At 62.4% G+C, this 18,020-nt stretch carries 18 protein-coding genes and 1 tRNA gene; 9 read left to right on the top strand and 10 right to left on the bottom strand.

The window, feature by feature from the left end:
* Positions 1–87: 87 nt before the first annotated feature.
* From AC3EMP_RS30955 to AC3EMP_RS30930, 6 genes are all read right to left on the bottom strand, one after another.
* On the bottom strand, positions 88–1,320 hold the full coding sequence (locus AC3EMP_RS30955) for a MalY/PatB family protein (protein ID WP_352711608.1): 1,233 nt from the start codon (positions 1,318–1,320) through the stop codon (positions 88–90).
* 49 nt (positions 1,321–1,369) lie between these two features.
* Entirely contained in the window at positions 1,370–2,494 is a 1,125-nt protein-coding gene (locus tag AC3EMP_RS30950; protein ID WP_488494744.1) for an amino acid ABC transporter permease, read from the bottom strand.
* 18 nt (positions 2,495–2,512) lie between these two features.
* Positions 2,513–3,700, bottom strand: a complete 1,188-nt coding sequence (locus AC3EMP_RS30945; RefSeq protein ID WP_352711605.1) for an amino acid ABC transporter permease — start codon at positions 3,698–3,700, stop codon at positions 2,513–2,515.
* 170 nt (positions 3,701–3,870) lie between these two features.
* Complete coding sequence (locus AC3EMP_RS30940; RefSeq protein WP_352711602.1) at positions 3,871–4,884, bottom strand: amino acid ABC transporter substrate-binding protein; 1,014 nt, start codon at positions 4,882–4,884, stop codon at positions 3,871–3,873.
* 151 nt (positions 4,885–5,035) lie between these two features.
* Positions 5,036–5,995 carry a LysR family transcriptional regulator gene (locus AC3EMP_RS30935; RefSeq protein ID WP_023686474.1) on the bottom strand — a complete coding sequence of 320 codons (960 nt, stop codon included), beginning with the start codon at positions 5,993–5,995 and terminating at the stop codon, positions 5,036–5,038.
* 278 nt (positions 5,996–6,273) lie between these two features.
* Positions 6,274–6,363, bottom strand: a tRNA-Ser gene (locus AC3EMP_RS30930).
* A gap of 360 nt (positions 6,364–6,723) precedes the next feature.
* Here AC3EMP_RS30930 and AC3EMP_RS30925 point away from each other — a divergent pair.
* The 3 genes from AC3EMP_RS30925 to AC3EMP_RS30915 all read left to right on the top strand — a co-directional run bounded on the left by AC3EMP_RS30925 (position 6,724) and on the right by AC3EMP_RS30915 (position 9,150).
* Positions 6,724–7,479, top strand: coding sequence for a DUF2569 family protein (locus tag AC3EMP_RS30925; RefSeq protein ID WP_352711599.1), 756 nt, complete (start codon positions 6,724–6,726; stop codon positions 7,477–7,479).
* Positions 7,480–7,584: 105 nt separating this feature from the next.
* Positions 7,585–7,908 carry a hypothetical protein gene (locus AC3EMP_RS30920; protein WP_023691865.1) on the top strand — a complete coding sequence of 108 codons (324 nt, stop codon included), beginning with the start codon at positions 7,585–7,587 and terminating at the stop codon, positions 7,906–7,908.
* A gap of 252 nt (positions 7,909–8,160) precedes the next feature.
* Positions 8,161–9,150, top strand: coding sequence for a BMP family lipoprotein (locus AC3EMP_RS30915; RefSeq protein ID WP_023683177.1), 990 nt, complete (start codon positions 8,161–8,163; stop codon positions 9,148–9,150).
* A 291-nt stretch (positions 9,151–9,441) separates the two neighbouring features.
* On the opposite strand, the gene AC3EMP_RS30910 is transcribed toward AC3EMP_RS30915, so the two are convergent.
* Entirely contained in the window at positions 9,442–9,855 is a 414-nt protein-coding gene (locus tag AC3EMP_RS30910) for a hypothetical protein (RefSeq protein ID WP_023755057.1), read from the bottom strand.
* A 13-nt stretch (positions 9,856–9,868) separates the two neighbouring features.
* Positions 9,869–10,075, bottom strand: coding sequence for a SlyX family protein (locus tag AC3EMP_RS30905; protein ID WP_196813704.1), 207 nt, complete (start codon positions 10,073–10,075; stop codon positions 9,869–9,871).
* A 217-nt stretch (positions 10,076–10,292) separates the two neighbouring features.
* Here AC3EMP_RS30905 and AC3EMP_RS30900 point away from each other — a divergent pair, with 217 nt between their 5' ends.
* The 6 genes from AC3EMP_RS30900 (at position 10,293) to deoA (ending at position 16,581) form a co-directional block, all read left to right on the top strand.
* Entirely contained in the window at positions 10,293–11,825 is a 1,533-nt protein-coding gene (locus AC3EMP_RS30900; protein WP_352711596.1) for an ABC transporter ATP-binding protein, read from the top strand.
* The gene (locus AC3EMP_RS30895) at positions 11,822–12,961 is read left to right on the top strand and encodes an ABC transporter permease (protein WP_023686470.1); all 1,140 of its coding nucleotides are present in this window, start codon (positions 11,822–11,824) and stop codon (positions 12,959–12,961) included. The genes AC3EMP_RS30900 and AC3EMP_RS30895 overlap by 4 nt, the downstream gene beginning before the upstream one ends.
* A gap of 1 nt (position 12,962) precedes the next feature.
* Positions 12,963–13,934 (top strand): ABC transporter permease, encoded by a 972-nt coding sequence (locus AC3EMP_RS30890; protein WP_023683182.1) that lies wholly within the window; start codon positions 12,963–12,965, stop codon positions 13,932–13,934.
* 107 nt (positions 13,935–14,041) lie between these two features.
* Complete coding sequence (gene cdd, locus AC3EMP_RS30885) at positions 14,042–14,434, top strand: cytidine deaminase (RefSeq protein WP_023683183.1); 393 nt, start codon at positions 14,042–14,044, stop codon at positions 14,432–14,434.
* A 12-nt stretch (positions 14,435–14,446) separates the two neighbouring features.
* Positions 14,447–15,262: a purine-nucleoside phosphorylase gene (locus AC3EMP_RS30880; protein WP_023735052.1), complete on the top strand. Its 816-nt coding sequence runs from the start codon at positions 14,447–14,449 to the stop codon at positions 15,260–15,262.
* Entirely contained in the window at positions 15,262–16,581 is a 1,320-nt protein-coding gene (gene deoA / locus AC3EMP_RS30875) for a thymidine phosphorylase (protein ID WP_023831747.1), read from the top strand. Before AC3EMP_RS30880 ends, deoA begins: the two co-directional genes overlap by 1 nt.
* 9 nt (positions 16,582–16,590) lie before the next feature.
* Here the strand turns inward: deoA and AC3EMP_RS30870 are convergent, their stop codons facing one another.
* Both AC3EMP_RS30870 and upp read right to left on the bottom strand, forming a co-directional pair.
* A complete protein-coding gene (locus tag AC3EMP_RS30870) occupies positions 16,591–17,154 on the bottom strand; it encodes a TIGR02281 family clan AA aspartic protease (protein ID WP_352711592.1) in 564 nt (187 codons plus the stop codon).
* Between the two features lie 129 nt (positions 17,155–17,283).
* Complete coding sequence (gene upp, locus AC3EMP_RS30865; RefSeq protein ID WP_023671129.1) at positions 17,284–17,913, bottom strand: uracil phosphoribosyltransferase; 630 nt, start codon at positions 17,911–17,913, stop codon at positions 17,284–17,286.
* Positions 17,914–18,020: the final 107 nt, after the last annotated feature.

Below are 18,020 nucleotides of genomic sequence, written 5' to 3'. Positions count from 1 at the left end.
GCCACCCGGCTCGTCGCCCTCGGACGTTTCCTTACCGGCTGCCGGCATCAAGTACCAGGCTCGAATCCGAAGCACCCTGGCGCTCGATCACAGGGATGCCAGCGCGCTGGACATGCGCTCCAGCCCTTGGCGCAACAGGGGACGCGGGCAGCCGACATTCAGGCGAATGAAGCCTTCGCCGCCAGGCCCATAGACGCGGCCGTCATAGAGATTAACCCCGGCCCGATCGACAAAGAATTTCTGAATTCCACCCACTCGGCGATCGAGCGCGCACGCATCCAACCACACCAGAAACGATGCGTCGGGCCGCATGGGCGTGATGCCTGGAAGGTGTTCACCGGCGAACTCGCAAACCAGATCGATGTTGCCGGCGATGTAGTGCGTGAGTTGGTCGAGCCACGGCGCGCCGCTGCTGTAAGCAACCTCCAAAGCCAGGCGGCCGAAAAAGTTCGCATTCACCATGAATGACGCCTGCATTGCGGCAAGAAGCGCCTCGCGGCGCTTTTTGCTGGCTACCGAAATGGTTGCCGAAGGAACCCCGGCAAGATTGAAAGTCTTCGTTGGAGCGGTGCAGATGAACGATTTCTCGGCAGCATCTTCCGAGATGGAGGAGAAGACGATGTGGGGGCGATCCGACAACCTTATGTCGCAGTGAATGTCGTCGGATATCACCAGGATCCCATGACGCTCGCAGATGTCGTTGAGCGCCGCCAATTCTTCGCGTGTCCAGGCCATTCCGGCAGGGTTGTGAGGATTGCACAGCAGGAATGCCTTGGCGCCGCCGGCCGCCAGTTTCTCGAAATCCTCGAGATCGAGCTCATATCTGTTGTTCTGCAGCCTCAGCCGGTTCGTAAGGAGAACGCGGCCGTTTCCCTGAACCACTTCGAAATAGGGCGAGTACACGGGCGACTGCACAATGACGCAGTCACCGGGCTTGGTGAAGGTTCGCAGTATCGCAGCCACGGACGGCATGATCGCCGGCGCGGGAAGCAAGGTCTCCAGTTTCGGCGACCAGTTGTGCCGGTGCGCGAACCACGATTGCACGATCTCATAGTGGCGCGGATCGCGGCGTGTGTAGCCGTAAATGCCATGCTCCGCGGCCTCGCGCAGTCGCGCGATGACGGTTTCCGGAGCGCGGAAGTCCATATCCGCCGTCCACAGCGACAGCAGGTCCTGGCCCTCGACCTGGGGAGAGAACTCGTCCCACTGGTTGGCCCATTTGACGGATCCGAACTGCTGACGGTCGTGGATCTGGTCGAAATCTATTCCCGCGATATGTCGCTGCCCATGCGCCGATGCGGGCGTGTCTGCACAAGCCATTTGATAGTCACCTTGCCGCGGGCATTGCTTGTGGCATCATCATCGCCTCCTAGGATTTGTGGCCACGCGCCAATTGGCGCTCCACAGATTGCGAGTAACGCGACATGCCGAAGCAAAAGCTCCAGTAGACCAGCCCCGCAAAGAGGTAGCCGGTTGATGAGATCGTCGGGCCTGCCCAGTTCGGATCGACGCGCGCTGTTTCGACGGCCTTCAGGAAATCCGCGATGCCGACGATGGCGACCAGAGTCGTGTCTTTGAACAGACCGATGAAGGTCGAGACGATGCTCGGTATGACGATCGTCAACGCCTGAGGGAGGACGATCAGGCGCATCATGTCGAAGTAGCCGATCCCGAGCGCCTTGGCCGCTTCGTACTGGCCCTTCGGGATCGCCTGAAGGCCGGCTCTCACGACCTCGGCCATATAGGCGGACGAGAACAACGCTATCGCGATGAGCGGGCGCAACAGTCGATCAGGCGTCAGATAATCCGGGACGAAGAGCGGCATCATAAAGTTCGCCATGAACAACACTGTGATAAACGGCACGCCGCGGACGACTTCGATGAACGTGACGCAAACCGTCTTGACGAAAGGGAGTTCCGACCTGCGTCCAAGCGCCAGGATAACCCCGATCGGAAGCGAGAAGACGATGCCCACGATCGACATCAGCAACGTGATCAAGAGACCGCCCCAGAGCGTCGTATCGATGACAGGCAAATGAAGAAAGGCAACGCCGCGCACGAGAACGAACGCGGCCACGGGGTAGACGAGGAAGAACAGCAACGCCGCCACTTTGCGCCGCGGAGCCTTCGTCCACAGGAGCCAAACGATGAGGATGGCGCCGATCGCCTGCGCAAGGTCCACGCGCCACCGCTCGGAAACCGGATACGCGCCGTATCGCAGGTAGTCGAACTTCTCGGCGATGAAAGGCCAGCAAGCCCCCTGGCTGTTCGCACGGCAAGCTTCATGGCCGCCGCTCCAGACCGCGTTGAAGATCGCAAAGCTCAGGAAGTGATGCAGCAGCCACGCGGCGAGGAGGACAAAGCATATTGTCAGCGCGCCTGAAGACGGCGTCGAAAACAGGTTCTTTTTCATCCAGCTCACTGGACCCGGTCGAACGTCCGCGGGAGGCGCCATGGCTGGTATGAGCGCGCTGATCACAATTGGCGAACGCATGGACTGATCGCTCACCCGTCACCTCTCAACGATTGCAAAATGTTGGTTGCACGCGTTCATGGCCAATGACGTGGCAAGGGAGATAACGAGATAGACCGACAGGGTAATCGCCATGACCTGGACGGCGGCTCCGGTCTGGTTGAGCACCGTGCCTGCAAAGATCTGAACGAGGTCGGGATAGCCGATGAACACGGCAAGCGACGAGTTCTTGATGAGATTGAGATACTGGCTTGTCAAAGGGGGAATGATGATGCGCAGCGCCTGGGGAACGACGACCAGACGAAGCGTCTTGCCCGGCGCCAGCCCCAGCGCATGCGCAGCCTCGGTCTGGCCCTTTGGCACTGCCTGGATTCCACCTCGCACGATCTCGGCGATGTATGAACCGGTGTAGACCGACAGACCGATCAGGAGAGCGGCAAACTCCGGATAGAGCTGATGCCCGCCTTGAAAATTGAAACCCCGTAGCTGCGGGGCGACGAACGAGACCGGCTCGCCAGCCGCCAGGAAAAGGACCAACGGAAATCCTATCAAGGTCGCCAGACTGACCAGAAGCACCGGCAGCTGCCTGCCCGTCCGTCTCTGGACGCTCCTGGCGCGAAACCAGAATGCAACGCAGCAGGAAATGGCCGCAACGAATGCCAGGCCCACCAGCCCCGCTCCCGGATGCAAATGAATCTCCGGAACGATGAGGCCGCGATTGTTGAGGTAGATGCCGCCGGGAATGGCGATGGACGCCTTCGGCGAGGGCAACGGCTTGAGGACGGCGTTGTACCAGAACAGCAGCTGCAGCAATAACGGAACATTGCGCACAAGCTCGACATAGGCGGTCGCCACCTTCGAAACGATCCAGTTCGGCGACAGGCGGGCAACGCCGATGACGAAGCCAAGCAAGGTCGCAAACAGGATTGCGAGGACACTGACGTAGAGGGTGTTGACCACTCCCACCCAGAACGCCTGACCGTAGCTGGACAATGCATCGTACGGTATCAGGGTTTGATTGATGTCGAAGCCGGCAGACTCATTCCAAAAGTCGAATGAGAGCGGAATCCCCCGGACCCGCATATTCGATGCAGTCTGCATGCCGATGCCCAGGGCCAAGGCCAGCAGGCAGCCGGCGAGCAAGAGCTGGTAGAAGATGCCCCGCACCTTCGTATCGTGCAGCGACAACCTCCTGCGCGACGGCGCGGGAAGCGACAAATGGGACATGGGCTGTTCCTATCTGGTCCGTGCAAGGCGCTGACGGTAACACGCCAGCGCCTTGCAACCATGCCTTTGCCTAAAGCGCGTCGCCATTGAACGGACTCAGGCGACGCGCTTTAGGGTCTTCGTTATGCATGTCGTGTCTCAAAACCGGGGCCATTTTTGAGCGACATGCGTTAGCGGATCGGCGGAGCGTATTGAACGCCGCCTTGGTTCCAGAGCGCGTTCATGCCGCGCTCCATTTTCAGCGGCGAATCCTTGCCGACATTGCGATCAAACACTTCGCCGTAATTGCCGACCTGCTTGATCACCTCGACCGGCCAGTTATCGCCGAGCCCGATGTCCTTGCCTATGCTGCCGTCCACGCCAAGCAAGCGGCGGATGCTGGGGTTGTCCGACGATTTCATGGCATCGACGTTCTTGGAGGTGACCCCGTATTCCTCCGCGGCCACCATGACGTAGAGCGTCCACTTCGCCACATTGAGCCACTGGTCGTCACCCTGCCGCACGGCCGGGCCAAGCGGCTCCTTGGAGATCAGCTTGGGAAGAACAATGCTGTCGTCCGGCTTGGCCATGCGAAGCCGCGACGCGTTCAAGGTGGAGGTGTCTGCGGACAAGACGTCGCAACGTCCCTCCTCATAAGCCTTCACTACAGCTTCCTCGTCCGCGAAACCAACCGTCGTGTACTTGATCGACTGCGAGCGAAAATAGTCGGCAAGGTTCAACTCGGTCGTGGTGCCCTGGGTGACGCATATCGATGCGCCGTCAAGTCCCTTGGCTGACGTGATACTGTCCGCCTTGCGCACCATGAACCCCTGGCCGTCATAGAAATACGTGCCGGCAAACAGTATGCCTAGCGACGTATCGCGGGACGATGTCCAGGTTGCGTTGTGGGCGAGAATGTCGATCTCTCCCGACTGCAAGGCGGTGAAGCGATCCTTTGGCGTCAATGGGATGAACTTGACCTTTTGCGCGTCCCCGAGCACGGCAGCGGCCACGGCGCGACAATAATCGACGACAAATCCGGTCCATTTGCCTTCATTGTCGGGAAGGCTGAAGCCAGCCGTGGCCGAATTCGTGCCACAGGTCAGCACGCCATTTTTCTTGACATTATCGAGGGTTGCGGACCACGCCGAGGAGGCGGTGCACGCGATGGCGAGGGCAAGTAGGCCCTTGAACGTTGATCTCATTTCGGCATTCCCCTGTTATTGTTGAAGGGAATGTGCTCTCCAGCCCAAGTATTCGTCAAATCGATTGTTCTCATGGTGAAAATGAGCGCTGCTCATAGTTGCGAAGCACTCCAGCTGAAAAGCGGTTGAGTGGTGAAGCAGCGCGCGCGACCTATTTTACGGCCGACCCCGGTGCTCCGACGGTGCCTTGGTGTCTCTTGCTCCGCGATTCGTTGTAGATTCCCACGATGATTTCCCGGAGCCACCTGGTTCCCGGGTCATTCGCCATCTGGCGGTGAACAATAAGCCAGGCATTCACATTCGCTATCGGAAGGGGTGGCGGGACCAACGTCACCTCACTCCTCTCATCCAGCATTTGCAGGATGGCATCACCGCAATGGGTAATCAGTTCAGTGCCGCGAAGCGCCCAGGGCAGCACCGGATAGTTCGAGATGGTCGCAACGACATTGCGGCGAAGACCCATCTGTTTGAGGGCGGCATCCGCGAGGCCTTCCGCCAGGCCATCTGCGGAAATCTGGAGGTGGGAACTGGCCAGATAGGTTTCCAGCGTCATTGCGCTTCTGGCGATCTTGCTTCCGCTCCACACTGCGCAAAACAATCGGTCCTGGCCAAGCTCCACCTTCAAGAGACCTGGGTCGTCGCGTATCGCTGCTCCCGTCAGCGCGCAGTCAACTTGTCTCAGATAGACCGATGAACCGATTTCGGGTCCGTTTGCGGGAATGACGTTCAGCGTCGCGCCAGGAGCTTGCCTGGAAAATTCTCGAATGAGGCCCGGGATGAAAACCATGGCATGATAATCTGTAAGTCCAACGCGAAAGTTGCGCCGCGTCGTTGCTGGATTGAAGATCTGATGCCGGTCGATCGATGCGCGGATCGTTGCGAGTGCGGCGGAAATATTCGACAGCAGCTCAACTGCCCGGGGAGTTGGCCGCATCTCGCCGCCATCTCTGGTGAACAATTCATCCTGCAATAGATACCGAAGCTTCGACAGGGAGTGGCTTACAGCTGATTGTGTTCTGCCCAATTCGGTAGCCGCCCGCGTCACGCTCCTTTCCCGCATCATCACGTCAAAGACCCGCAATAGATTGAGGTCGATATCGTTATAATTCACGGAATTACCTCATCTGCGACCTGAGACCGCACCAGGCGGCACTAACGCGTTGGTTGCGACGGTGACAGATGGGGCACGAAGAGTGAAGACAGAGGTCCGGCTTTGAAACTCTGGCGGTTGAACAGGTGACGGCGACCGCCGGATCGCTCTGCGGCATTTCTGAGCCTGGCTTGGCGAGCAAGCCGGCAATCCGCCATGAACCCAGGGCGAGCATGTGAAGCAAAGTCAGCCGCACCCGCTGGGGTGGGAAATCGCAGGCGGTTTCAAGGGCTTGATAGTGGCGGAGAGAGCGGGATTCGAACCCGCGTTACGGTCTCCCGTAAACACACTTTCCAGGCGTGCGCCTTCAACCACTCGGCCACCTCTCCGTCCTTGCATTCGCGCCGGCCGGTTTTGCCACGCGGGTTGGGGAGATGCATCCCTTTGGGATTTGCGGGAAGACCCGCTTGATGGACACCGCCAACCAGCGGATGCCCTTCCCGGCGCCCGTCAATCAAACAGGCGCGGGGCTCATCTAGTCGATCCGGCGCCGAATGCCAAGCCATAACGGCAGTCTATTCGCTTTGCCGGCCATGCATCGTTTCGCGGGGCGTTGATCGGCTCCGCTTCTAAGGCGCTTCGGTTCTGAATGGTGTTCCACGGGCAAGGCGGCAGGGCCGGCCGCGCTTGACTTCGCCCCTCGCCACCTGTCGAGTGCGGCGGAGGCTTTGCGGGGGGCATCGTCCGACATGACATCGAGCAATGAACAGCCGGCCAGCGGAACGCCGGCCGGAGGCATGCCAGGCGGGCTGACGCCCGCAGGGCGTCCGGACAGCGGGCTGTCCTTCGTGCCCGTGGTCTGGCTCCTCTTCGTCATGGCATGGTCGGTCTACTGGCTGGTCTCGGCGCGGTGGCTGTTCGAGAGTTCCGGCGTGCCGGACAGGGTCTTCTATTTCGTGCTTGGCGGACTGGCCTTCGACATCGTCACCATCGTGTGGGGGCTTTATCTGCTCGGTCTCGCCTTCAGCCGTTCCGCGCGCTTTCCGCGTCATTTCACCATCTGGCAGATCACCACCATCGCCTGGCGGCTGGCCGAGCAGGTCTATGCGCTGACCGTGCCCGATTTCACCGTCTCCGCCAGGGAGCTTGCGATCGCCGCCACCGAAATCGTCATCGGCCTTTTTTGCATTTACTTGCTGCGCCGCCGCGACGAGGCCAAGGCCTTTTATGCAAGGCCGGAAGCGCAGGCACCGTCAGCCTTTAGTTCGATCGTCGCCGCCCTGGCCGGCATCATCCTCGGCGCCGTCGTCGGCACTGTCGCCGGCTTCGCGCTCGGCGCGGGGATCGCCGAAGCCACCGACATCAGCTGTTTCGAAGGCGGCTGCGGCTACTTCGCGGTGTTCATCGGCCTTGCCGGGCTGGTGGTCGGGGCCATTGGCGGCGGCGTCCTCGGCGTCTGGCTCGTCCATCGGCGGAGCCGAAAAGTGGCCATAGGCGGGCGATAGGCTTCAAATTCGCGTATGGCGATTGCACGCCGGGCGTGCGCATTCTATTCCTCGCCTTTGACCGGAAGGTCCTCGGGAGGAACTTGAGGACCGGGGAAGATTTCGATGCTGCGTTTTTTGTTTCGCCTCGCGGCCATGGTCGCACTCTCGGTCGCCGTCATCATGGCCGTGCTCGACGCGACGCGCTCGGTGGCGGCTTCCGCATTGGTCATGACGCCGCTGAATTCGAGCTGGCTGGCGGTTTCGCCCGACACCCGCGCGGCCTTCGAGACCTTCGTGCGCGCCAAGGTCAATCCGATGATATGGGATGGCGGCATCGCCTGGGTGCTTGCCCAGCCCGGGTTTGCCGTGTTCGCGGTGCTTGCCTTCATCCTCTATGCGATCGGCTACCGGCGCCGGCGGCGCGGCGGAGAATTCGCGCCGGGCTGATGGGTTGTCCCAGCGGACTTGAGACGACAATGTGGCAATCGCCCACAGCTGTCACCGTCTTGGGCATGTTTTTCCAACGGGGGGCATGCTTTTCCAAAAGGTCAAAATTCCGCGTGAATTTTGTTTCGGGCCGTGCCAGATTGCCTTGAGCGGGAGGGGAGTACACTCCTGGCTGATGCCGCATGCCTGCCGGAGAACCGGGCAGGCGGACGGCGCGTAACGGAAAAAAATAACCGACAGGGTGTGGATCACATGAAACGTATCGTTCTCGGCCTCCTGGCCGCAACCGCAATGGTTCTTCCGGCTTTCGCCGCGGATGTCCAGCCGGCCATCCTCTACGATCTCGGCGGCAAGTTCGACAAATCCTTCAACGAGGCTGCCTATCACGGCGCCGAAAAGTTCAAGACCGAGACGGGCACCGCCTATGTCGAGTTCGAAGTGTCGAACGCCTCGCAACGCGAGCAGGCGCTGCGCCGCTTCGCCGAGGACGGCCGCAACCCGATCGTCATGGCCGGCTTTGCCTGGGAGGATGCGCTGAAGGTGGTCGCGAAGGAATATCCCGATCTCAACTTCGCCATCATCGACGATGCCGTCGATATGCCCAATGTCCGCTCGCTGGTCTTCAAGGAAAACGAAGGCTCCTATCTCGTCGGCATCCTGGCGGCGATGGCCTCGAAGTCCAAGAAGGTGTCCTTCATCGGCGGCATGGACATTCCGCTGATCCGCAAGTTCGAATGCGGCTATGTCGGCGGCGCCAAGGCGGCCGGTGCGACCGATGTCATCCAGAACATGACCGGTGACACGCCCGCGGCGTGGAACGATCCGGCCAAGGGCGGCGAGATCGCCAAGACGCAGATCGACCAGGGCTCCGACGTCGTCTATGCCGCGGCCGGTGGCACCGGCGTCGGCGTGCTGCAGGCGGCGGCGGATGCCGGCAAGCTCGGCATCGGCGTCGATTCCAACCAGAACGGCCTGCAGCCCGGCAAGGTGCTGACCTCGATGCTGAAGCGCGTCGACGTCGCGGTCTACACCGCCTTCATGGACGGCAAGAACGGCACCTTCAAGGGCGGCCTGCAAAATCTCGGCCTCAAGGAAGGCGGCGTCGACTACGCCATGGACGACAACAACAAGGCGCTGGTCACCGACGAGATGAAGGCTGCCGTCGAAAAGGCCAAGGCCGACATCATCGCCGGCACGATCCAGGTGCACGACTATACCGCCGACAACGCCTGCCCGTATTGATTGATAAGAATTCGCTTACGAACCGCCGGGTAAAAGCCCGGCGGTTTTGTTTGAGGGCTTTAAAGGACGTTGAGGATTGGCGGAGGTCTCGGCGACGTCCGATCTCCCCCCTTGCGGGGGAGATGCCTGGCAAGGCAGAGGGGGGGCTGTCCCTCGGCCTAACGGCCAATCAGGTTGGCGATCCTTCACACCCCCTCTGGCCTGCCGGCCATCTCCCCCGCAAGGGGGGAGATCGGCAGTTTCGGCGTTGCGGGTCCTTCTTCGCAAGTCCATATGCGATTGCCTTGGACGTCAGGGCAGAAGCGCACCGCCGGTCGACAACAAGCCCAAGAGATAACCCAGCGCAAACACCACGATCAGCGCGATGGCGATGACGGCGCCGCGTCGGGCACCGAGCGAATGCACGCCGACGCCATAGGGCTTCCGCTCCAGTCTGCCGAGCGCCGGCGTCGCTTCGTCCTGGCCGACCACACGCATCTGCGGCAGTTCGGCGATGCGTTGCGAGATCAGCCGCCAGCGATCGTCGTCGCCCGAGGGCCGCCCCGTGCCGTCGAAGACATGCATGCGCTCGGCCAGCCGCATCACCGTGTCGCGGAAGGCGGGATCGATCGCCAGGTCTCGCTCGGCACGCTCGCGGTCGCGATCGTTCATCAGGCCAAGCACATAGTCGCCCGCCCGCGTAACGCGATCGCTTTCACCGGCCATCGGCTTCTCCTTGCTACCAGTGCGGCGGTTTGGTTATCGGCACGTCGGGTGCCGATTGTTCCTCCAGCGCCATGAAGCGCCCGGTCAGCGCATCCAGCTTGCGCTGCATGCGCTCGATGACCGTCCACTGTTCGGCGATCTGGCCCGACAGTTCCTCGATCGTCTTTTCCTGCTCGGCGGCGCGGATTTCCAGCGTCGTCAGCCGGTCGACAGGCATGATCATTCGAAACTCCCCAGGTCCTGGTGCACGCAGTGCAGCATGATGCGACTGTCGAGCCTTGCATATTAGTGAATGTGAAGGTCTGCGGCCACGTTCGAAATTGACAAGCGCACCGGGATTTGTCGAGAGTGGCCACTGCGCCGCCAATTGGCACGGGTGGGGCATCATGCTAGGCGTTTTGACCAAGCGATAAAAAAATAAGAGTGGGACAGGCTGCATGGCGCAAGCCGCAATCGAACTGATCGGCATCAACAAGAGTTTTGGCGCCGTTCGCGCCAATCGCGACATCAATCTGGAGATCGCACGCGGCACCATCCACGGCATCGTCGGCGAGAACGGCGCCGGCAAGTCGACGCTGATGTCGATCCTCTACGGCTTCTACCAGGCCGACAGCGGCGAGATCCGTGTCGGCGGCAAGGCGGCGTCGATCAAGACCTCCAACGACGCCATCGCGCTCGGCATCGGCATGGTGCACCAGCACTTCATGCTGGTCGACAATTTCACCGTGCTGGAAAACATCATCCTCGGCGCCGAAAGCGATGCGCTGTTGAAAAAGAGCATCGCCAAGGCGCGCTCCGAACTGGAGCGGCTCGAGCGCGAATACGGACTGGAAGTCGATCCCGACGCCATCATCGAGGAATTGCCGGTCGGCCTGCAGCAGCGTGTCGAAATCCTGAAGGCGCTTTATCGCGGCGCCGAGATCCTGATTCTCGACGAGCCGACGGGCGTGTTGACGCCGGCCGAGGCCGACCATCTGTTTCGCATCCTCAGGCAATTGAAGGACCAGGGCAAAACGGTGGTGCTGATCACCCACAAGCTGCGCGAGATCATGGCCATCACCGACAATGTCTCGGTCATGCGCCAGGGCACGATGGTGGCGACGCGCGAGACCAGCAAGACGACAGTCGGCGAACTGGCCGAACTGATGGTCGGGCGGCGCGTGCTGCTGCGGGTCGAAAAGGGCGAGACGGAGGCCGGCGCGGTCAAGCTCGCAGTCAAGAACCTGACGGTGAAAGACCAGCGCGGCGTCACCATGGTCGACGACATCTCCTTCGATATCCGCGCCGGCGAGATCGTCGGCATTGCCGGTGTCGCCGGCAACGGCCAGTCCGAACTGCTCGAGGCGATTTCCGGCATCAGGCGCGCGGTTTCCGGCTCGGTGATGCTCGATGGCAAGCCGATCGACCTGACCGGGGCCGCCGATCCCGGCGAGTTGCGCGACCGTGGGCTCGCCCATGTGCCGGAGGACCGCCATCATGTCGGCCTGGTGCTGGCCTTCGAGGAGAACGAGAATTCGATCCTCGGCTACCATGACGACCCGCGCTACCTGAAAGGCCCGTTCCTCAACATCGACGCCATCATGGCTGATGCCAAGGACAAGATCGAGAAATATGACATCCGGCCCGGCAATCCGCGTCTGAAGACGGCGAATTTCTCCGGCGGCAACCAGCAGAAGATCGTGCTGGCGCGGGAAATGGAGCAGGACCCCGGTGTTCTGATCGTCGGCCAGCCGACGCGCGGCGTCGATGTCGGCGCCATAGAATTCATCCACAAGCGGCTGATTGCCATGCGCGACCAGGGCAAGGCGGTGCTGGTGGTGTCGGTCGAGCTCGACGAGATCCGTTCGCTGTCCGACCGCATCCTGGTGATGTTTGCCGGTCGCATCGTCGGCGAACGTGGCCCCGAGGCGACCGAGGGCGAGCTTGGCCTGCTGATGGCAGGCATCGATCGCCAAGAGGCGGCAGAGTGAGCACGCCTTACGCCAAACTGCCGGCCTGGGCCGATTATGGGCTGATCCCGCTGATCAATCTGTCCGTGGCCTTCATCGTTGCCGGTTTCGTCGTCATGCTGGTCGGCGAAAACCCGTTTCGTGCCGCCGTCATCCTGGTCGAGGGCGCTTTCGGCAAGGGAACCGGCATTGCCTTCACGCTGTTCTATGCCACCACCTTCATCTTCACCGGCCTGTCGGTGGCGGTGGCCGCGCATTGCGGCCTGTTCAACATCGGGACCGAGGGCCAGGCCTATATTGCCGGCCTTGGCGTGGGCGTGGTCTGCCTCGCCTTCGACACTGTGCTGCCGTGGTGGCTGACCTTTCCGCTGGCGATCGTCGCCGGAGCCGCCGTCGGTGCGCTGTGGGCGCTGATCCCGGCCTATCTGCAGGCCAAGCGCGGGTCGCACATCGTCATCACCACCATCATGTTCAACTTCATCGCGGCCTCGATCATGGTCTACCTCCTGGTTGGGCCGTTGAAGCCGGCGGCGTCGCAGGCGCCGCAGACGCGCAACTTCCTCGCTGGCGCCGAACTGCCCAAACTCAACTGGATCATCGAACTGTTCGGCGCCAAGATCCGCTCGGCGCCGTTCAACATCTGCTTCCTGCTGGCGCTGCTCATGGCATTCCTGGTCTGGCTGCTGATCTGGCGCACCAAGCTCGGCTACGAGATGCGCACCTATGGCCACAGCCCGAAAGCGGCGCGCTATGCCGGCATTTCGGAGACCCGCATCATCATTATCGCGATGATGATTTCGGGCGCGCTGGCCGGCATGATGACGCTGAACCCGGTGATGGGCGACCAGCACAATGTGGCAATCGATTTCGTCTCCGGCGCCGGCTTCGTCGGCATTGCCGTGGCGCTGATGGGCCGTCTGCATCCGGTCGGCATCGTGCTGGCGGCGATCCTGTTTGGCATGCTCTACCAGGGCGGCGCCGAACTTGCCTTCGAAATGCCGGCGATTTCCCGCGACATGATCGTCATCATCCAGGGTTTGGTCATCCTGTTTGCCGGTGCGCTGGAGCACATGTTCCGGCCCTACGTCCAGGCGCTGTTCGCCTCGTTCAGTCCAAGGTCGGTCGGCATCGAAGCGGTCAAAGGGAAGGGCGCCTGAGATGGACGTCTTCATCGCCATCGTGCAGATCCTGGACTCGACCATACGCCTGTCGGTGCCGCTGCTACTCGCTTGCCTCGCCGGCCTCTATTCGGAACGCGCCGGCGTTTTCGACATCGGGCTGGAAGGCAAGATGCTGGTCGGCGCCTTTGCAGGTGCGGCCGCCGCTTCGGTCTTCCATTCGGCCTTCCTCGGTCTCGGCATGGCGATCGTGATGTCGGTCGCCTTTGCCCTGGTGCACGGCTTCGCCTCGATCACCCATCGCGGCAACCAGATCGTCTCCGGTGTGGCCATCAACTTCGTCGCCGCCGGCTCGACCATCATTCTGGGCCAAGCCTGGTTCCAGCAGGGCGGGCGCACGCCGGCGCTGCAGCCGGGCGAGCGTTTCGAGGCCATCACTCTGCCTGGTGCTGCCGCGATCCACGACGTGCCGATCATAGGGCCGATCTATTCCGAGCTGCTCTCTGGCCATTCGATCCTGGTCTATCTCGCTTTCGCCATGGTGCCGTTCACCTGGTGGGTGTTGTTTCGCACCCGCTTCGGCCTGCGCCTACGCGCCGTCGGCGAGAACCCGGCCGCCGTCGACACCGCCGGCATCTCGGTCGCTTGGCTGCGCTACCGGGCGCTGATCTGCACCGGTGTGCTGACCGGCATTGCCGGCGCCTACCTCTCGATGGTGCAGAATGGCGGCTTCGTGAAGGACATGACCGCGGGCAAGGGCTACATCGCACTGGCGGCGCTGATCTTTGCCAAATGGCGACCGGTGAACGCCATGTTCGCCTGTCTTCTGTTCGGCTTCCTCGACGCGGCGGCGATCCGCCTACAGGGTTCGCCGCTGCCGTTGATCGGCAAGGTGCCGGTGCAGTTCATGCAGGCGCTGCCCTATGTGCTGACCGTGATCCTGCTTGCCGGCTTCATCGGCAAGGCGATCCCGCCGCGCGCCGGCGGCGTGCCTTATGTCAAGGAACGTTGATCCGGGCGCCCAGGAGCACTGTGTCGAACATGCGGCTGGTGCTCGAAAGGCGCCAGGAAAACGCAAATGGCCGGGTTTTGACCACGATCGTCGGAGAGAACGTCTAGATGTCGCATGATCTGTTCGAAGCCGCGCAGGAGGCCATGGCCAAGGCCTACGCGCCCTATTCGAAGTTTCCGGTGGGTGCGGCGTTGCGCACCGAAGACGGCCGTGTCTTCACCGGCGCCAACATCGAGGTCGCGTCCTATCCGGAAGGCTGGTGCGCCGAGACCACGGCGCTCGGCCATTACATCATGGGCGGCGGCGGCAAGATTGTGGAAATCGCCGTCATTGCCTCGCGCATGGCCAAATGCTCGCCCTGTGGCGGCTGCCGGCAAAGGCTGGCGGAATTCTGCCGGCCGGACACAAAGCTCTATCTTTGCGACAACACCGGCGTGGTCGAGACCGTGACCATGGGCGACATGCTGCCCTACGGGTTTCGTGGCGACATTTTGAAGTGAGAGTTGGCTGATATGAAGGAAGCTCTGGACCACCTCGTTGAAAGGCTGGACGGGTTGGCGCCGACAACGGCGATGGTGCTGGGGTCGGGCCTTGGCGGGCTTGTCGACCAGGTCGAAAATGCCGTGCGCATCTCTTATGCCGACCTGCCGGGTTTCCCCCGCAGCGGGGTGACTGGCCATGCCGGCGAGGTGGTCGCGGGGCTTTTCGCCGGCACGCCGGTGCTGATGCTGTCCGGCCGCGCCCATTATTACGAGCACGGCGTTGCTGCGGCGATGCGGCCGGCGCTGGAGGTGCTTGCCGGCATCGGCATCACCAAGCTGATCCTTACCAATGCCGCCGGCTCGGTCGATCCCGACATGCTGCCTGGATCGGTGATGCTGATCACCGACCACATCAATTTCTCCGGCTCCAACCCGCTGATCGGCGAGCCTAGCGACCGCCGCTTCGTCGGCCTGACCGAAGCCTATGATGCCGGCCTGCGCGCGGCGATCGAACGGGCGGCGAAGGCGACAGGGACGGCGCTGCACAAGGGCGTCTATATGTGGTTTTCCGGTCCGTGTTTCGAAACCCCTGCTGAAATCCGCATGGCCCGCGTCATGGGCGCCAAAGCGGTAGGGATGTCGACCGTACCGGAGGTCATTCTCGCCCGCTTCTTTGGGCTTCGCGTAGCCGCCTGTTCGGTGATCACCAATCTCGCCGCCGGGATGACCGGGGCGGAACTGTCGCACCAGGAGACCAAGGACATGGCGCCGATCGGCGGCGCACGGCTGGCGACGATCCTTGCGCATGTGTTCCAGGATGGGTTGCCGGAGCCAAAGGGCACCTGATGCTTCCGCAGGAAATCATCCGCCGCAAGCGCGACGGCCAGAAACTGTCCGCGCAGGAGATTTCGGCCTTTGTCGCCGGCGTCACTTCGGGCAGCGTCTCGGACGGCCAGGTCGGCGCCTTTGCCATGGCGGTGTTCTTCAACGGCATGAACCGCGACGAGGCGGTGGCGCTGACGCTCGCCATGCGCGATTCCGGCGATGTGCTCGACTGGTCGGACCTGCCGGGTCCGGTCACCGACAAACATTCGACCGGCGGCGTCGGCGACAATGTCTCGCTGATGCTGGCGCCGATCGTCGCCGCTTGCGGCGCCTATGTGCCGATGATCTCCGGCAGGGGCCTTGGGCATACCGGCGGCACGCTGGACAAGATGGACGCCATCCCGGGCTATATCAGCCAGCCGGATATCGCGCGCTTCCGCAAGACGGTGCTCGAGACCGGCTGTGCCATCATCGGACAGACCGCCGATCTCGCGCCCGCCGACCGTCGCCTCTATGCGATCCGCGATGTGACCGGAACGGTGGAATCGGTGCCGCTGATCACTGCCTCTATCCTGTCGAAGAAACTCGCGGCCGGCCTGCGGTCGCTGGTGCTCGACGTCAAGGTCGGCAATGGCGCCTTCATGGAGAAGTCGCGCGACGCGACAGCACTGGCCAACAGCCTGGTCGAGATCGCCAACGGCGCCGGCCTGGAGGCCTCGGCGCTGGTCACCGGTATGAACGAGCCGCTGGCGTCGGCGGCCGGCAACGCGGTCGAGGTGCGCAACGCCGTCGATTTCCTCACCGGAAGGTTCCGCGACAAGCGACTGGAGGATGTGACGCTGGCGCTGGCCGCCGAGATGCTGCAATCGGCAGGGCTGGCGTCGTCCAATCAGGACGGTCTCAGGCGCGCGGCCGAGACGCTGGCCGGCGGCCGCGCGGCAGCCGCCTTCGCGCGTATGGTCGCAGCCCTTGGCGGTCCCGCCGATTTCGTCGAGAAGCCGGAAAAATACCTGCCGAAAGCGGCGGTGGAGTTTGCGGTCAAGGCGACAGGCAACGGTTTTGCCACCGCTATTGCCACCCGCGATATCGGCCTTGCCGTGGTCGGGCTCGGTGGCGGGCGCACGCGGCCGGACGACAGGATCGACCATGCGGTCGGCATCACCAGGCTGCTGCCGCTCGGCGCCGAGGTGCGGGCCGGCGAGCCGCTGGCGCTGGTCCACGCCCGCACGCAAGTGGAGGCCGAAGCGGCCGCAGCCGCCGTGCTTTCGGCCTATACGATCGGGGCGTCGAAACCAGCCGCCGACAAGACTGTCATCCGGCGCGTGCTGCCGCGCGGGTAGCGGAACGCGCTACTGCACCAGCAACAGTGTGCCGTTTTCGACCTGGTATTTTGCCAGCCGCTGCAAAAATCTCATGCCAATGAGGTTGGTGCGCAGAGCCTTGTCGTCGAGCACTACCGCCTGGACGTTGTCGACGCTGATCTTGCCGATCTGCAGGCGATCGATGTTGACCACGGCGGCCCTGATCGCGCCATTGGCGGTGTTGACCTGCTGGTTGAAGTCCGACGGGTTGAGCGAGATGCCGATGCGGCGCGCCGTCGAGGTGTTGATGGCGACCAAAGTGGCGCCGGTGTCGATCATGCCGTCGACCTGGCGGCCGTTGAGCTTGAAGGCGGAGGTGAAATGGCCGCGCTCGTCAGCCGCCACCAATACTTTGCGCCCAGTGGGCAGCGGTGCGGCCGGCTTGCCGGGAACCGAGGCCATGTTCAGTTCGGGCTGAGGCTGCGCGGACGGCTTGCCGGCGACGGTCGACTTCAACAGGTTGTCGAGAATCTGCGGATTCGACTGATAGACGATCGGGATCGATGCCGACGTTCCGGCGAACACGCCCAGAATGACAAGCTTGCGCAGCATGAATGGACCTTCGTGAAGGCCCATTCTTGCCCACGTATGGTGTGTGCCGCTTTAACGCCAACCCGAAACCGCGGCTTTGCGTAAACGGGCGGTAAACGACTGGATGTCAGCTGGCCTTGCCAGCCGCCGTCATTTGGTTCCGTACATGCGGTCGCCGGCATCGCCGAGGCCGGGCATGATGTAGCCCTTCTCGTTGAGCTGGCGGTCGATGGAAGCGGTGAACACGGGAACATCCGGATGCGCCTTGGTGAAGCGCTCGATGCCTTCTGGCGCCGCCAGCAGGCAAAGGAAACGGATGTTGGTGGCGCCGCGCTCCTTCAGCTTGTCGATGGCCGCGATGGCCGAGTTCGCGGTCGCCAGCATCGGATCGACGACGATCACCAGCCGGTCGGCGAGATCGCTCGGCGCCTTGAAGAAATATTCCACCGCCTCCAGCGTTTCGTGATCGCGGTAGAGGCCGACATGCGCGACGCGGGCCGCCGGGACCAGGTCGAGCAGGCCTTCGAGCAGGCCATTGCCGGCGCGCAGCACCGAGGCGAAGACCAGCTTCTTGCCCTCCAGCGTCGGCGCTTCCATGGTTTCCATCGGCGTTTCGATGGTCGTCGTCGTCAGTTCGAGGTTGCGGGTGACCTCGTAGCCGAGCAGGAGCGAGATCTCGCGCAGCAGCCGCCGGAAACCGGCGGTCGACGTCTCCTTCTTGCGCATGATGGTGAGCTTGTGCTGGACAAGCGGGTGGTCGACGACGGTGACGCCCTGCATGGGTTGCTCCAGTGAATGGTGAATAGTGAATAGTGAATAGTGAGCAGGTTTGCGAGTCCCGATGGATCGATCATTGCGGTTGACAGGCCGAAGAGCCGGCAAACCAT

The sequence above is a fragment of the Mesorhizobium sp. P160219 genome (assembly GCF_057786095.1).
This window is presented reverse-complemented; position numbering and strand designations above follow the sequence as displayed.

Bases quoted from the DNA above. Each gene is read 5' to 3' on its own strand.
- AC3EMP_RS30940 (WP_352711602.1), bottom strand. From the start codon at position 4,884: ATGAGATCAACGTTCAAGGGCCTACTTGCCCTCGCCATCGCGTGCACC.
- AC3EMP_RS30870 (WP_352711592.1), bottom strand. From the start codon at position 17,154: ATGCTGCGCAAGCTTGTCATTCTGGGCGTGTTCGCCGGAACGTCGGCA.
- AC3EMP_RS30890 (WP_023683182.1), top strand. From the start codon at position 12,963: ATGGACGTCTTCATCGCCATCGTGCAGATCCTGGACTCGACCATACGC.
- AC3EMP_RS30950 (WP_488494744.1), bottom strand. From the start codon at position 2,494: ATGCGTTCGCCAATTGTGATCAGCGCGCTCATACCAGCCATGGCGCCT.
- AC3EMP_RS30880 (WP_023735052.1), top strand. From the start codon at position 14,447: ATGAAGGAAGCTCTGGACCACCTCGTTGAAAGGCTGGACGGGTTGGCG.
- AC3EMP_RS30925 (WP_352711599.1), top strand. From the start codon at position 6,724: ATGACATCGAGCAATGAACAGCCGGCCAGCGGAACGCCGGCCGGAGGC.
- AC3EMP_RS30955 (WP_352711608.1), bottom strand. From the start codon at position 1,320: ATGGCTTGTGCAGACACGCCCGCATCGGCGCATGGGCAGCGACATATC.
- cdd (WP_023683183.1), top strand. From the start codon at position 14,042: ATGTCGCATGATCTGTTCGAAGCCGCGCAGGAGGCCATGGCCAAGGCC.
- AC3EMP_RS30915 (WP_023683177.1), top strand. From the start codon at position 8,161: ATGAAACGTATCGTTCTCGGCCTCCTGGCCGCAACCGCAATGGTTCTT.
- deoA (WP_023831747.1), top strand. From the start codon at position 15,262: ATGCTTCCGCAGGAAATCATCCGCCGCAAGCGCGACGGCCAGAAACTG.
- AC3EMP_RS30910 (WP_023755057.1), bottom strand. From the start codon at position 9,855: ATGGCCGGTGAAAGCGATCGCGTTACGCGGGCGGGCGACTATGTGCTT.
- AC3EMP_RS30900 (WP_352711596.1), top strand. From the start codon at position 10,293: ATGGCGCAAGCCGCAATCGAACTGATCGGCATCAACAAGAGTTTTGGC.
- AC3EMP_RS30920 (WP_023691865.1), top strand. From the start codon at position 7,585: ATGCTGCGTTTTTTGTTTCGCCTCGCGGCCATGGTCGCACTCTCGGTC.
- upp (WP_023671129.1), bottom strand. From the start codon at position 17,913: ATGCAGGGCGTCACCGTCGTCGACCACCCGCTTGTCCAGCACAAGCTC.
- AC3EMP_RS30945 (WP_352711605.1), bottom strand. From the start codon at position 3,700: ATGTCCCATTTGTCGCTTCCCGCGCCGTCGCGCAGGAGGTTGTCGCTG.